Genomic DNA, 13,543 nt, shown 5'->3' on the forward strand with positions numbered 1-13,543 from the left:
TAACCTTAGTTATGCTAAGGATTCTCTCAGAGCCGGGGGCGGTTGTATGGGCGATGGCGCACAAAAAAGCCCTGCCGGGGCAGGGCTTTATCTTTTCACCCTCTCCCTGTGGGAGAGGGCCGGGGTGAGGGCATCAGCCCGCACACTATCAACTATTCAACGCCGGGCGCTCGCTAATGGCGATACGCTGCGGCGCGATGGCCTCCGGTACGTTACGGATCAGGTCGATATTCAACAGCCCGTTAGTAAACGTCGCACCGGACACTTCCATATGGTCTGCCAGGGTAAAGCTCAGGCTAAACGGCTGATTAACCAGCCCCTGATGCAGCCACCGGGTCTCGGTCTCTTGTTTTTCCGGCGACCCCTTCACGGTCAGGCGAGTGCCTTCAAGCTGGATGTCCAGATCGTCCTGGCGGAAACCGGCCAGCGCAAGGGTAATGCGATAGTGGTTATCGTCGCTTTTTTCGATGTTGTACGGCGGAAACGTCTGTTGCTCGGTGGTGCTTTGCAGGGCGTTAGCCAGCTTGTCAAAACCAATCCACTGACGCAGCAGGGGGGATAAATCATAGTTACGCATACTAAATCTCCTTCTGAGAAGCGAGTTCGGCACAGTTTAATTTTGTGCGCAGTTGTTCCTGCAAATCCTGATGGATTCGCATATGCTCCCGTTACGGCAAGCAAGTCCGGGTGGGCCGCTCACGCGACCCGCGTAATTAGTTAATTTCGATACGGCGCGGTTTTTTCTCTTCCGGAATCACACGTTCCAGTTCGATAAACAGCAGGCCGTTGACCAGGTTCGCGCCTTTAACGTGAATGTTCTCGGCTAACTGGAACTTGCGTTCAAAGTTGCGCTCGGCGATGCCCTGATAAAGGTAGGTACGTTCTTTCTGCTCGGCCGTATGGGAACCTTTCACCACCAGCAGGTTGTCCTGCGCGGTGATCTCCAGTTCGTGTTCTGCAAAACCGGCGACGGCAATGGCGATGCGATAGTGGTTTTCGTCAACCAGCTCAACATTGTATGGAGGGTAGCCGTTGCTCTGGCTTTGGTTATTTTCTAAATGGTTAAACAGGCGATCAAAACCAATTGCAGAACGGTATAGCGGAGAAAGATCGAAGTTACGCATAAATAAAACTCCTGAAATCAGCGAGAAATTATAGCCTTCCACCATGGACAGGCCTTTGCGCCCCCGAACCCCCATCAGGCGTGCTCGTTATCGGGCCACATTCTTAAAATGGGTCTGGAATCGGGCTTTTCAAGCGTATTGTTGTGAGATTTTTTTGCACTTTGCTGGTTGTCGCATAGACTCTGGGACAACAGCACAAAGGGTTAAATTGCGATGGCTGCCACAGTGCGGGGTTATCGGGCTATTCATTTCGGATAAGGCTCGCTATAACCCTGAGTTGCAGGTCTATGCAGTGCCATTAACGATGACTGAGTGATGATGAAAAATGTTCTGATAAAGCTGACGGCGTTCAGCGGGGTAGTTTTGCTTTGCGGGTGTTCGAGCGTGATGTCTCACACCGGCGGTAAAGAAGGAACATATCCGGGGACGCGCGCCAGCGCGGCGATGATCTCCGATGACGATACCAACTGGGGCACCAAATCCCTGGTTATCCTGGATATGCCTTTCACGGCAGTCGCCGATACGCTGCTGCTGCCGTGGGACATGTTCCGCACGGACAATTCCGTGCGCTCACGCGTTGAGAAAAGCGAGCAGGAAAATCTGGCGACCAATTCCGTCATCCCGCCCGCTGCAATGCCCCCGCGCTAGTCCTAAGCGGTTTCCGTTAGCCACAGCTGGCGGAAACCGCCCGTCTCTTCCATCCATGCAATAAAGCGCCCGTCCGGGGAAAACACGACGGCATCAGCAGACGGCGGGTTGCCGTGATCGGACGTCAAAAACGTTACCTTTCCGCTCTGCGCGTCGCAGCAGGCGATCCGGTTTTCAAGCACAAATCCCAGCATGTTCCCGGAAGGGTGCCAGTTAAACGCAGACTGAATCCCGCTCTCCGTATGGGTTAACTGGCGCGGCTCGCCGCCCTCAGGAGAGATCAGCCACAGCTGCACAATGCCGTTATCATCCCGCATCAGAAACGCGATCTGCGTCTCCTGCGGATTACTGCGAACCCAGTGACGCGGCACGTTCACCAGGCCTGGATACACCCTCTTATGCGTAAAGGTCAAACGACGCTGCATCACCCCGGCAGGCGGCGCTGGCAGGGTGTCTGGCGTTCCCTGCAGCGGCGCATCGCCCGCTTGTTTCCAGCCCTGCTCGTCTTCTGGCAGGTTAACAATAAACAGTTCAGGCACTTTTTCGCCCTGCGCGGACAGGGTATCACCGATAAACGCCAGCCTGTTGTTGCCCACCCAGCCCTCTTCATAGGCGCGGTTGATTTCATCGCTGCCCGGCTGCGGGTCGGGCGTCGTGCGGCTGACCAGCACGCTCCAGAACGTGCCAGAATATTCACGCGGATGGTTCCCCTGCGGGTTCACCGGGCCGAAAGGCGCCGCCACGCCGACATTGCGTAAATCGAGCTTTGGATCGCGCTCATGTAAAACATGGTCGTTATAGGTGAAGCTGACGAACTGCCCGTTCGGGCTGAAGACGTGCACGTGGCTGCCGCCGCGCAGCGCGCCTGCGGTGTAAGGGGCAGTGATATCCAGCGCGTCCAGATTGCTGACCTGACCGTTATGCGCGATCACCCCCTGACGATGATGAAAATCGTAGCGCCAGCCTGCATCCGGATTTTTCGGGCCGTGGATAAAGACGTATTTATCCTCTGCCGGATGAACGGTCACCACGCCAACATGCGCGCCGTCAGTGGCGCGATAGACCACCTCCACCTCACCCGTAGCGACATTGACCCGCTCAATGGTTTCGCCGGTGAAGGACGCGCCTGACGGACGTACGTCGTAGACCAGCCACCGGCTGTCCGGCGTCCAGGTATTGATGTTGGTGAGCTGGTGGTTGCGGGAGGCGAAGGTGATTTGTTTCATGAGGATACCCTGATGCACGGTGAGTGCATCAGGGTAAAACATCCGCAGGGATTAGCCTACTCGTTTCACATCGCCCACCAGCAGGATGTAGGAGAGAGCCCCGATCAGCGCTACGGCAGAGATGTAGACCAGCGCCGGACCGAAGCCGTAGTCCTGCGCCAGGTAGCCGATGACCAGCGGTACGGTGATCCCGCCCAGTCCGCCGACAAAGTTGAACACGCCGCCGGTCAGGCCAATCAGCCGCATCGGCGCAAGGGACGACACCAGCGACCAGGTGATAGAGGCGAAACCGTTACCAAAGAACGCCACCGCCATCAGGGCCATAATCCACACTGGATCGTTGGTGTAGTTGGCACCCATGATGCAGGTTGAGATCAGCAAGCCGCAGATAATCGGCGTTTTACGCGCCACGCCCAGCGAGTACCCTTTTTTCACCAGCTTATCGGCCAGCCAGCCGGAGAGCAGCACGCCGAAAAATGCGGCGAGGAACGGCACGGTGGTCATAAAGCCCGCCTTCAGCGCCGCGATCCCCTTTTCCTGGGTCAGGTAGTTCGGGAACCAGGTCAGGAAGAACCACAGCGTAGAAGTAACCGCGAACTGGCCCAGATAAACGCCAACCAGCTTACGGTGGAAGACCAGCTTCCAGTCCGCTTTGGTCAGCGGCTGGCGCGCCTCTTTTTTCACCGGCGCATCACCATCCACCAGACCGCCACCGTCGCGGATGTAATCCAGCTCGGCCCTGGTGATACTTTTGGTCAGACGCGGCGGCTGGTAGACCTTGAACCAGATAAGCGACCAGATAATGCCAATCCCGCCGGTGACGATGAACACCCAGTGCCAGCTCAGCAGCTCCTGGATCCAGATCAGCAGCGGCGTCAGGAACGCCAGGCCGACAAACTGCCCGGAAGTGTAAAAACCAACGGCGGACGCACGCTCGTGTTCCGGGAACCAGCTGGTCACCATACGGTTGTTGGTCGGAAACGCGGGCGCTTCGAAAACCCCGGTGATGGCACGCAGGCCAATCAGCGACATCAGCCCGGTGGCGAAGCCCTGGAACAGGGTCGCCACGGACCAGCCTAATATGGCGATAAAGTAGGTCAGACGTGAACCCACGCGGTCAAGAAACCAGCCGCCGGGGATCTGGCATAAGGTATACAGCCAGGCAAACGCCGAGAAGACGTAGCCCATTTCCGCTTTGGTGATGCCAAACTCTTCCTGAATATGGGCCGATGCCACGGCAAGGTTGGCGCGGTCGACATAGCAAATGACCACGGTAATAAAGATCATAATCAGCGTCAGGTAGCGGCGACGCCCGGTTTTTGTAGCGGTAACTGGAATATCCATCGCAATCTGTCTCCAGATTTTGGGCATAGCGAAGCCGCTCACCATACCCTGTAATTTACAGAGGGTGTATTTGGTTTTTTTAATTAAAAACGTAAACAGAATGCGCTAAATAATTCGTGCTGGGGGAAGGCGGCAAGTTTTCGCATCCCCGGGAGCATACAAAAGTATGTGACCGGGGTAAGAAAACGCAGCCAACGCATCACCAGCGCGAAGCATGACGCGCATTTACCATTCCGCTACGCTGCCGTCCTCATGACGCCACAGCGGGTTTCGCCAGTCCGGCGCATTCTTACTCAGCTCAATGACTTTAGCTTCGTCAATTTCCACGCCAAGGCCCGGCTTCGTTAGCGGTTTAAAGAAACCGCCTTCCATGCAGAAGTCTTCTTTATTTTTCACAAAATCGAGCAGTTCCGCGCCCTTGTTATAGTGAATCCCCATGCTCTGTTCCTGGAACACCGCATTGCGGGAGACGAAGTCGACGTGCAGGCAGGCCGCCAGCGCGATTGGGCCGAGCGGGCAGTGCGGTGCCAGCGCCACGTCGTAAGCTTCTGCCATCCCGGCAATTTTGTAGCATTCGGTGATGCCGCCCGCATGAGAGAGATCAGGCTGCAGGATCGCAATCCCGCCCGCTTCAAGCACGCGTTTAAACTCGAAGCGCGAGAACATACGTTCACCCGCCGCGATAGGAATGTGGGTCTGTTCAGCCAGCTTCGGATAGTACTCCGCCTGCTCGGCCAGCACCGGCTCTTCGATAAACAGCGGGCGATAAGGCTCCAGCTCTTTAATCAGCACTTTGGCCATCGGCGCGCTGACGCGGCCGTGGAAATCCAGGCCAAACTCAATCTCGTTGCCGAAGGCTTCACGAATTTGCGCCACGGTATTGACCGCCCGGTCTACCGCACGCGAATTGTCGATAACGCCCATCTCTTCGCAGCCGTTGAGCTTGAAGGTGTCAAAGCCGATGTTGCGCAGCTGCGTGATGCCGTCGATCACTTCCGCCGGACGGTCGCCACCGACCCAGCTGTAGGCTTTGATTTTGTCGCGCACCAGGCCACCCATAAGCTGCCAGACCGGCGCGTTAAGCACTTTACCTTTGATATCCCACAGCGCCTGGTCGATACCGGCGATGGCGCTCATCAGGATCGGACCACCGCGGTAGAAGCCCGCGCGGTACATCACCTGCCAGAGGTCGTTAATGCGCGCCGGATCCTGACCAATCAGGTATTCGCCCAGCTCGTGTACTGCCGCTTCAACGGTGCGCGCGCGCCCTTCAATCACCGGTTCGCCCCAGCCTACAACCCCTTCATCGGTTTCGATTTTCAGGAACATCCAGCGCGGGGGTAAACGATACGTGGTGAGTTTGGTTATTTTCATTTCACTGCCTCTCGATACGCTTTCACAAATGCTGCCGCCTGCTGTGCGGTACGTTCCACGGACTGTCCGGCACGATAAAGATCGCTGCCCAGCCCTGCGCCCACACAGCCAGCGCTCATCCACTGGCCCAGGTTTTCTGGCGTTACGCCGCCCACGGCAAAGACCGGCACGCTGGCGGGCAATACCGCTTTCAACGCCTTGATGTAGTCCGGTCCAAAAGCCGATGACGGGAAAATTTTGAGCGACTGCGCGCCCGCATCAAGGGCAGTAAAGGCTTCTGTGGCGGTGGCGCAGCCCGGGCAGACTGTCATGCCGTAACCCACTGCGCGGCGGATCACCTCAGGCTGAATATTGGGTGTGACGATAAGCCTGCAGCCCATCTTTGCCAGCCGATCGACCTGCTCAGGCTGTAACACGGTACCTGCGCCAATCAGCGCCTTATCGCCGAAGGCCTCCACCACGGCCGGAATGCTTTTTTCCCACTCGGGCGAGTTGAGCGGGATTTCTACCGCGTCGAACCCGGCGTCGATAACCGCGCCGACGTGGTCTAACACCTCATCGGGCGTGATGCCGCGCAAAATCGCGATAAGGGGAAGATCAGTTTGCCACTGCATGAGCGATGCTCCTTATTCCTGCCTGAAATGCCGTGTCGCCGGATACCGTCGAAACATCACGCCCAACGGCGCGAAATGCCTGTTCGTAGCGCGACGTTAGCGATGCGCCTGCGACAATCGTAATGGTCTGCTCCTGCGCGATGAACTCACGCATGCTGGCGACCTCTGCGCCAATCAGCAGGCCGGAGAGAAACTCGCTGACCTGCTCGCGCGGGAGAAGTCCCAGCACGTGCGAGGCGCGAACCTCAAAAAGCTGCGGCAAAACGTCAGGGGAGGCGATCCCACGTTCAAGCCCGGCGGCAAACGCCTCTGACGAGGATTCCTGCTCAGGTAAACCGGCCCCGACCAGCGAATGGTTGAGCAGCAAATGGTGCAGCTCGCCGGTCATTACGGTGCGAAAATCGTTGATTTGCTCAGTGTCAGCCTGGACCCACTTACAGTGCGTGCCGGGCATGACGTAGACAGAAGAAGGAGAGAGCGCGCGCGCGCCAAGCAGCTGCGTCTCTTCGCCGCGCATCACGTTGCGGTTATCGTCGCGAGAGACGCTCAAACCGGGAATAATCCAGATATTGTCGCCAACGGACGTTAACTGCTCACCAATAGCGGAGAAACGGGCGGGAACCGGCAGATAAGGTGCAATTTTCCAGCCTACGTTACTGCCCACCATTCCCGCCATTACCACCGACGTGGCGCTGTCGCGCCAGTTTTGTGTGACCTCAGCTAACACCGCCTCGGGGGATTTACCGTTCAGGCGCGTCACGCCTGCTTCTGATTGCCTGCTCTCCAGGCACTGCTCGCCCTGGTATAGCCAGGCGCGCAGATTGGTCGATCCCCAGTCAATTGCGATGTAGCGAGATGTCATGTGATTTCCTTCAGCCTTCGTGTCGAGCTGGCAATCATGGTAAGCGCCGCCTGCTCTGCCGCATCGCCGTCCTGATGCCGTATCGCATCGAACAGCGCTTTATGTTCCTGGAGCGTTTTTGGCATGTTGGCCTCATCACCCATCCAGGTACGTTCAAATACCGCTCGCTGTAGCGAGCTGATCGCCACGCTAAGCTGCTGTAATACCGGGTTATGCACCGACTGCAGCACCGCTTCGTGATAGCGAATGTCCGCCTCGTTGAACGCCTCCCGGTTCTGGTTATTGGCGATCATGTCGTTTAAAGCCGATTCAATCTGGGCCAAATCACCGGAGGTCGCGCGTTCCGCCGCCCAGCGCGCAATTGCCGGCTCCACCAGGTTTCGAACTTCACTCATCGCGCCGATAAGCCGCGGGTCGTAGTCGTTTTCCAGCACCCACTGCAGCACGTCGGTATCGAGGTAGTTCCACTGGTTGCGCGGGGCAACAAACGCGCCACGATAGCGCTTCATTTCAATCAGCCGCTTCGCCATCAGCGAGCGGAACACTTCCCGGATGATGTTGCGCGAGGTTTCAAACTCCTCGCACAGTTCAGCCTCTGCGGGGAGCGGCGAACCGGGAACGTATTTACCGCCCACAATCTGGGTACCCAGCGTGATAACAATGCGATCGGTTTTATTGAGTGTCATGGAGAGTCCTTGTGCTCTGTATGTCCATCACTACTTTACCGCGACCGCTGAATTTCACCTCACTTTTGCAGTACAAACGTGAGAGAGTTCGTCTTTGCCGTGGTGACAATGTAGTACAATCAATTAATGTTGTACTACAATCCAGATCACAAAAAGAACAATTGGGTAAATTCAGCGCAAAAAAAAGCCCCGGTTGATAACCGAGGCTGATGATTGAAAATAAGCGTTACTGCAGCACAAACTTCTCGATCGCGTAGGCAACGCCGTCTTCCAGGTTGGATTTGGTGACGAAATTAGCCACTTCTTTCACCGACGGAATGGCGTTATCCATCGCCACGCCCATGCCTGCAAACTCAATCATCGCGATGTCGTTTTCCTGGTCGCCCAGCGCCATGATCTCTTCCGGCTTGATACCCAGCGCATCGGCAAGCGATTTCACGCCGGTGCCTTTATTGACGCGTTTATCGAGGATTTCGAGGAAGTACGGCGCACTTTTCAGCACGGTGTACTTCTCTTTTACCTCCGCCGGAATGCGCGCGATGGCTTTATCCAGAATTTCAGGCTCGTCGATCATCATTACTTTCAAGAACTGGGTCGCCGGGTCCATTTTCTCGGCTTCGCAGAACACGAGCGGAATGGTCGCAACGTAGGATTCATGTACCGTGTAGTAGCTGATATCGCGGTTGGCGGTGTAGAGCGTATTGCGATCGAGCGCGTGGAAGTGGGACCCCACTTCGCGGGACAGTTTTTCCAGGAACAGGTAGTCGTCATAGTTCAGCGCGGTTTGCGCAACCGTACTGCCATCTGCGGCTTTCTGCACCAGCGCGCCGTTATAAGTGATGCAGTAATCACCCGGCTGATTCATGTGCAGCTCTTTCAGGTAGCTGTGAACGCCCGCATACGGACGCCCCGTGGTCAGAACCACATTCACACCCTTTGCGCGTGCGGCGGCGATCGCATTTTTAACGGCTGGAGAGATAGTGTGGTCTGGCAGCAGCAGCGTGCCGTCCATATCGATTGCAATAAGTTTGATAGCCATGAGTTCCCCGGGATAAATGAGTGCTGCCTCATGCTAACGCGATTAAGCACACAAAAATAGAGCTACATTGCGCAACAGAAACACCCCTTTTACGCAAATCCCGGGGAACGCTGACTTACTCGCGGGTGAGAACGATTTTACCGAATGCGCCGCGATCCAGATGTTCAAGGGCCTGTTCAAGCTCGTTAAAACGGTAGCGATGCTCAATCACCGGCTTCAGTCCCGTGACGTCAACAGCGCGGACAAAATCTTCCAGCGACCGACGGTGCCCCACGCCAATCCCCTGAATGACGGGGGATTTCAGCAGCAGCTCGCCAGCAGGCAGCGAAATGTCAGTCCCGGCCAGCACGCCAATGACGGAGATACGCCCGTGAACAGCAACGGCACGCAGGGAATGCTTCAGGTTCTCCCCACCTACGGTTTCGATAATATGGTCGATGCCGCGATCCTGAGTCAGCGCCAATGCCTCTTCAGCCCAGTCACTTTTCAGGCGGTTGACGCCCTGGCTGGCACCCAGTTTTTTGGCGAGCGCCAGCTTTTCATCGCTCCCGGACGTGACAATGACCTCTGCGCCGTGCGCTTTTGCAATTTGCAGGGCGAAAATCGCCACGCCGCCCGTCCCCTGTACCAGCACCGATTGCCCGGCGCGGAGCTGGCCGCGCTCCACCAGCGCGAACCAGGCGGTAAGCCCTGCGCAGGGTAGCGTGCTGGCCTCTGCGTCATCCAGGGTTTCCGGGGAAGCCACCAGCGCGTTTTCATTCACAATCACATACTCGGCGAGCATTCCCTGGAAATAGCCGCCGGACGTTTTGTAGGGCAAGTTGCGCGCGTCTGCCTGCGGCTTGCCGTCGATCCACTCCGGGAAGAAGGTTGAAATAACGCGAGCGCCGGGTTTGAAACGCGTAACGCCTTCACCCACGCTGTCCACCACGCCCGCCATGTCAGACGCCGGGGTAAACGGGAAGGAAAGCGGGATCGGCATCGTGCCTTCAATGACCATTTTATCGCGGTAGTTGAGCGCAACGGCATTTACCCGAACGCGCACTTCACCCGGGCCTGGCTGGGGAACCGGTTCATGAACGAGTTTAATATTCTCGCGCCCGAGGGCGTTCATTGACCAGCGCTGCATTGTTTCTGTCATTTTTTCTCCTGCCATCAGATAAGCTTCAGTAATGACAGTCTACCGTTGACTCATATTCTCCAGTGGCGATAAGTTTTCCCTTTATTGACGCCAGAATAGAGACAATCTATGTCCGATACGCTGAAGGATATTCCTGTTTTTGTGGCCGCCGTTGAGGCGGGTAGTTTTGCGCAGGCCGCCATTCGTCTGCATTTGTCACGCTCGGCGGTAGGAAAAAGCATCGCTCGCCTCGAACAGCGGTTGGGAGTTCGTCTTTTTCACCGCACCACCCGCAGCCAGAGGCTGACCGATAACGGCGCCCTTTTTTATGAACGCTGCCTGCGCGCGCTGGAGGAAATCCGTGGCGCGGAATCGCTACTTGAAACAGGGAAACAGCAGGTCAGTGGCCGCCTGCGCGTTGCCATGCCGGTACTGTTTGGCCGTCAGTGCGTCGCCCCGCTGCTGATCGCGCTGGCGCAGGAACACCCCGGGCTTGAACTGGAAATGTCATTCAGCGACCGCGTGGTGGATCTGGTCGAGGAAGGGTTTGATATGGCGGTACGTAACGGCACGCTGCAGGACAGCAGCGTGCTGGTGGCCAGAAAGCTTGGAGAACACCGCATGGTGCTGTGCGCCGCGCCGGATTACCTGCAGAAGAAAGGCCAGCCACAACGCGTTGATGATTTACCCCAGCATACTGCCATTAACTATCTGCGCGCGGGCAGAGTGTTGCCCTGGCAGTTGATGGATGACGAAGGAACGTCTCGCACCTTTACTCCCCGTTCGTCGCTAAACATGGATGATTTGCAGGCTATTTGCGACGCTGCGCTGGCCGGGCACGGCATTGCCTGGTTGCCCTGCTGGATGGTCATCAAAGAAATTCATCAGGGAAAACTCGTCCCGCTCCTGAAGCAGGCGCCGGATGTTCACTTCAACGTTCATGCCGTCTGGCAGCTGACGCCTCATCTGCCGCTGAGGGTTAGAATTGCTGTAGATACGCTGGCGAGCCGTTTACCGGCTGTGATGTCGCTGGACCTTCCTGCGCCCATAAAAAAGCCGCGCTGAAGCGCGGCTTTTATCGCAGTGTAACGGCATTAGATATCGATATTCGCCGCTTTCAGCGCGTTCTCTTCGATGAAGGCACGACGCGGTTCAACCGCGTCACCCATCAGAGTGGTGAACAGCTGGTCCGCAGCAATCGCGTCTTTCACGGTGACGCGCAGCATGCGACGGCTTTCCGGATCCATGGTGGTTTCCCACAGCTGATCCGGGTTCATTTCGCCCAGACCTTTATAACGCTGGATAGACAGACCGCGACGGGACTCTTTCACCAGCCATTCCAGCGCCTGCTCGAAGCTGGCTACCGGCTGACGACGCTCGCCACGTTCGATGAACGCATCGTCTTCGATCAGGCCGCGCAGCTTCTCGCCGAGGGTGCAGATACGACGGTATTCCGGACCGGTCACAAATTCGTGCTCCAGCGGATAGTCGGTGTCGACGCCGTGGGTACGGACGCGAACGATAGGCTCAAACTGCTGTGCCGCATTCTGCTGAACGTCGAACTTCCACTGGCTACCGTGCTGTTCTTTCTCGTTCAGCTCGCTCACCAGAGCGTTCACCCAGCGCGTCACGGTCTGCTCGTTGCTCAGATCGGCTTCGGTCAGGGTCGGCTGATAGACCAGCTCCTTCAGCAGCGCTTTTGGATAACGGCGCTCCATACGGCCAATCATTTTCTGCGTGGCGTTGAACTCGGAGACCAGACGCTCCAGCGGCTCGCCTGCCAGTGCCGGAGCGCTGGAGTTCGCGTGCAGGGTTGCACCGTCAAGGGCGATCGCGATTTGGTACTGATCCATCGCATCGTCATCTTTGATGTACTGTTCCTGCTTGCCTTTTTTCACCTTGTACAGCGGCGGCTGTGCAATGTAGACGTGGCCACGCTCAACGATTTCAGGCATCTGACGATAGAAGAAGGTCAACAGCAGCGTACGGATGTGCGAGCCGTCGACGTCCGCATCGGTCATGATGATGATGCTGTGATAGCGAAGCTTGTCCGGGTTGTACTCATCGCGGCCAATGCCGCAGCCCAGCGCGGTGATGAGCGTCGCCACTTCCTGGGAAGAGAGCATCTTGTCGAAGCGCGCTTTCTCAACGTTGAGGATTTTACCCTTCAGCGGCAGAATCGCCTGGTTTTTACGGTTACGGCCCTGCTTCGCAGAACCGCCCGCGGAGTCCCCTTCCACAAGGTACAGTTCGGACAGCGCCGGGTCGCGTTCCTGACAGTCAGCCAGCTTGCCCGGCAGGCCCGCTAAGTCCAGCGCGCCTTTACGACGGGTCATCTCACGGGCTTTACGCGCCGCTTCACGGGCACGCGCCGCATCGATAATTTTGCCCACAACGATTTTCGCGTCGTTCGGGTTTTCCAGCAGGTACTCGCTCAGCAGTTCGTTCATCTGCTGCTCAACCGCTGATTTCACCTCGGAAGAGACCAGCTTGTCTTTGGTCTGTGAGGAGAACTTCGGATCCGGCACCTTCACGGAAACAACGGCAATCAGGCCTTCACGGGCGTCGTCACCGGTGGCGCTGACTTTCGCTTTTTTGCTGTAGCCTTCTTTGTCCATGTAGGCGTTCAGGGTACGGGTCATCGCCGCGCGGAAGCCCGCAAGGTGAGTACCGCCGTCACGCTGTGGAATGTTGTTGGTGAAGCAGTAGATGTTTTCCTGGAAACCATCGTTCCACTGCAGCGCCACTTCCACGCCGATACCGTCTTTTTCGGTGGAGAAGTAGAAGATATTCGGGTGAATTGGCGTTTTGTTCTTGTTCAGATACTCAACGAACGCCTTGATACCGCCTTCGTAGTGGAAGTGGTCTTCTTTGTTGTCACGCTTGTCGCGCAGGCGAATCGATACGCCGGAGTTCAGGAACGACAGTTCACGCAGGCGTTTCGCCAGAATGTCGTACTCGAATTCGGTGACGTTAGTGAAGGTTTCGAGGCTCGGCCAGAAACGCACCATGGTACCGGTTTTGTCGGTATCGCCGGTAACGGCCAGCGGGGCTTCAGGCACGCCGTGCTGGTAAATCTGACGGTGAATTTTGCCTTCGCGCTGGATGACCAGCTCCAGCTTCTGCGACAGGGCGTTAACTACGGAAACGCCTACACCGTGCAGACCGCCGGAAACTTTATAGGAGTTATCGTCGAACTTACCGCCTGCGTGCAGAACGGTCATGATCACTTCCGCAGCGGATACGCCCTCTTCCGGGTGAATACCGGTTGGGATGCCACGGCCATCATCGGTGACGGAGACGGAGTTGTCCGCATGGATGGTGACCACGATGTCTTTACAGTGACCCGCGAGCGCTTCGTCGATAGCGTTATCTACCACCTCGAATACCATGTGGTGCAGACCGGTGCCGTCATCCGTGTCGCCGATATACATACCCGGGCGCTTACGCACCGCATCCAGCCCTTTCAGGACTTTGATACTGGAGGAGTCATAAGAATTCGACAT

Annotated in this window: 13 protein-coding genes and 1 other annotated feature; of the genes, 2 read left to right on the forward strand and 11 right to left on the reverse strand. The window is 56.9% G+C overall.

Annotated features, from left to right (window positions below; all coding sequences use genetic code 11):
* Positions 1–148: 148 nt before the first annotated feature.
* Together ibpB and ibpA are read right to left on the reverse strand one after the other, a co-directional pair.
* The gene (ibpB, locus tag URZ40_RS11850) at positions 149–577 is read right to left on the reverse strand and encodes a small heat shock chaperone IbpB (protein ID WP_116343644.1); all 429 of its coding nucleotides are present in this window, start codon (positions 575–577) and stop codon (positions 149–151) included.
* A gap of 136 nt (positions 578–713) precedes the next feature.
* A complete protein-coding gene (ibpA, locus tag URZ40_RS11855) occupies positions 714–1,124 on the reverse strand; it encodes a small heat shock chaperone IbpA (RefSeq protein ID WP_116343680.1) in 411 nt (136 codons plus the stop codon).
* Positions 1,118–1,189: a sequence feature (ROSE (Repression Of Heat Shock gene Expression) occurs in the 5'-region of heat shock genes and acts as an RNA thermometer to modulate expression.), on the reverse strand. (Overlaps the previous gene by 7 nt.)
* A gap of 250 nt (positions 1,190–1,439) precedes the next feature.
* On the opposite strand from ibpA, the gene URZ40_RS11860 reads away from it, so the two are divergent.
* Positions 1,440–1,772, forward strand: coding sequence for a YceK/YidQ family lipoprotein (locus tag URZ40_RS11860; protein ID WP_116343645.1), 333 nt, complete (start codon positions 1,440–1,442; stop codon positions 1,770–1,772).
* 2 nt (positions 1,773–1,774) lie between these two features.
* Here URZ40_RS11860 and URZ40_RS11865 read toward each other — a convergent pair whose 3' ends face one another.
* From URZ40_RS11865 to URZ40_RS11900, 8 genes are all read right to left on the reverse strand, one after another.
* Positions 1,775–2,998, reverse strand: coding sequence for a DUF3748 domain-containing protein (locus URZ40_RS11865; RefSeq protein WP_320720595.1), 1,224 nt, complete (start codon positions 2,996–2,998; stop codon positions 1,775–1,777).
* A 51-nt stretch (positions 2,999–3,049) separates the two neighbouring features.
* The gene (locus URZ40_RS11870) at positions 3,050–4,387 is read right to left on the reverse strand and encodes an MFS transporter (protein WP_116343647.1); all 1,338 of its coding nucleotides are present in this window, start codon (positions 4,385–4,387) and stop codon (positions 3,050–3,052) included.
* Between the two features lie 180 nt (positions 4,388–4,567).
* The gene (dgoD, locus tag URZ40_RS11875; protein WP_028014940.1) at positions 4,568–5,716 is read right to left on the reverse strand and encodes a galactonate dehydratase; all 1,149 of its coding nucleotides are present in this window, start codon (positions 5,714–5,716) and stop codon (positions 4,568–4,570) included.
* On the reverse strand, positions 5,713–6,330 hold the full coding sequence (locus URZ40_RS11880) for a 2-dehydro-3-deoxy-6-phosphogalactonate aldolase (RefSeq protein WP_116343649.1): 618 nt from the start codon (positions 6,328–6,330) through the stop codon (positions 5,713–5,715). The genes dgoD and URZ40_RS11880 overlap by 4 nt, the downstream gene beginning before the upstream one ends.
* Positions 6,314–7,192 (reverse strand): 2-dehydro-3-deoxygalactonokinase, encoded by an 879-nt coding sequence (locus URZ40_RS11885; RefSeq protein WP_320720596.1) that lies wholly within the window; start codon positions 7,190–7,192, stop codon positions 6,314–6,316. Before URZ40_RS11885 ends, URZ40_RS11880 begins: the two co-directional genes overlap by 17 nt.
* Complete coding sequence (gene dgoR / locus URZ40_RS11890; protein ID WP_003861109.1) at positions 7,189–7,878, reverse strand: D-galactonate utilization transcriptional regulator DgoR; 690 nt, start codon at positions 7,876–7,878, stop codon at positions 7,189–7,191. The genes URZ40_RS11885 and dgoR overlap by 4 nt, the downstream gene beginning before the upstream one ends.
* Positions 7,879–8,104: 226 nt before the next feature.
* The gene (gene yidA / locus URZ40_RS11895; RefSeq protein ID WP_320720597.1) at positions 8,105–8,917 is read right to left on the reverse strand and encodes a sugar-phosphatase; all 813 of its coding nucleotides are present in this window, start codon (positions 8,915–8,917) and stop codon (positions 8,105–8,107) included.
* Positions 8,918–9,032: 115 nt separating this feature from the next.
* Entirely contained in the window at positions 9,033–10,058 is a 1,026-nt protein-coding gene (locus URZ40_RS11900) for an NAD(P)-dependent alcohol dehydrogenase (RefSeq protein ID WP_320720598.1), read from the reverse strand.
* A gap of 108 nt (positions 10,059–10,166) precedes the next feature.
* On the opposite strand from URZ40_RS11900, the gene URZ40_RS11905 reads away from it, so the two are divergent.
* Positions 10,167–11,102 carry a LysR family transcriptional regulator gene (locus tag URZ40_RS11905; RefSeq protein WP_116343653.1) on the forward strand — a complete coding sequence of 312 codons (936 nt, stop codon included), beginning with the start codon at positions 10,167–10,169 and terminating at the stop codon, positions 11,100–11,102.
* Between the two features lie 29 nt (positions 11,103–11,131).
* Here the strand turns inward: URZ40_RS11905 and gyrB are convergent, their stop codons facing one another.
* On the reverse strand, positions 11,132–13,543 hold the full coding sequence (gene gyrB / locus URZ40_RS11910; protein WP_116343654.1) for a DNA topoisomerase (ATP-hydrolyzing) subunit B: 2,412 nt from the start codon (positions 13,541–13,543) through the stop codon (positions 11,132–11,134).

The sequence above is a fragment of the Enterobacter sp. 296B2 genome (genome assembly GCF_034106185.1).
Taxonomy (GTDB): Bacteria; Pseudomonadota; Gammaproteobacteria; order Enterobacterales; family Enterobacteriaceae; genus Enterobacter; species Enterobacter cloacae_N.

Excerpts from the sequence above, each read along its gene's own strand:
- URZ40_RS11885 (WP_320720596.1), bottom strand. The coding sequence starts at position 7,192 with ATGACATCTCGCTACATCGCAATTGACTGGGGATCGACCAATCTGCGC.
- URZ40_RS11865 (WP_320720595.1), bottom strand. The coding sequence starts at position 2,998 with ATGAAACAAATCACCTTCGCCTCCCGCAACCACCAGCTCACCAACATC.
- dgoD (WP_028014940.1), bottom strand. The coding sequence starts at position 5,716 with ATGAAAATAACCAAACTCACCACGTATCGTTTACCCCCGCGCTGGATG.
- ibpA (WP_116343680.1), bottom strand. The coding sequence starts at position 1,124 with ATGCGTAACTTCGATCTTTCTCCGCTATACCGTTCTGCAATTGGTTTT.
- URZ40_RS11860 (WP_116343645.1), top strand. The coding sequence starts at position 1,440 with ATGATGAAAAATGTTCTGATAAAGCTGACGGCGTTCAGCGGGGTAGTT.
- ibpB (WP_116343644.1), bottom strand. The coding sequence starts at position 577 with ATGCGTAACTATGATTTATCCCCCCTGCTGCGTCAGTGGATTGGTTTT.
- dgoR (WP_003861109.1), bottom strand. The coding sequence starts at position 7,878 with ATGACACTCAATAAAACCGATCGCATTGTTATCACGCTGGGTACCCAG.
- URZ40_RS11900 (WP_320720598.1), bottom strand. The coding sequence starts at position 10,058 with ATGACAGAAACAATGCAGCGCTGGTCAATGAACGCCCTCGGGCGCGAG.
- URZ40_RS11880 (WP_116343649.1), bottom strand. The coding sequence starts at position 6,330 with ATGCAGTGGCAAACTGATCTTCCCCTTATCGCGATTTTGCGCGGCATC.
- gyrB (WP_116343654.1), bottom strand. The coding sequence starts at position 13,543 with ATGTCGAATTCTTATGACTCCTCCAGTATCAAAGTCCTGAAAGGGCTG.
- URZ40_RS11870 (WP_116343647.1), bottom strand. The coding sequence starts at position 4,387 with ATGGTGAGCGGCTTCGCTATGCCCAAAATCTGGAGACAGATTGCGATG.
- URZ40_RS11905 (WP_116343653.1), top strand. The coding sequence starts at position 10,167 with ATGTCCGATACGCTGAAGGATATTCCTGTTTTTGTGGCCGCCGTTGAG.
- yidA (WP_320720597.1), bottom strand. The coding sequence starts at position 8,917 with ATGGCTATCAAACTTATTGCAATCGATATGGACGGCACGCTGCTGCTG.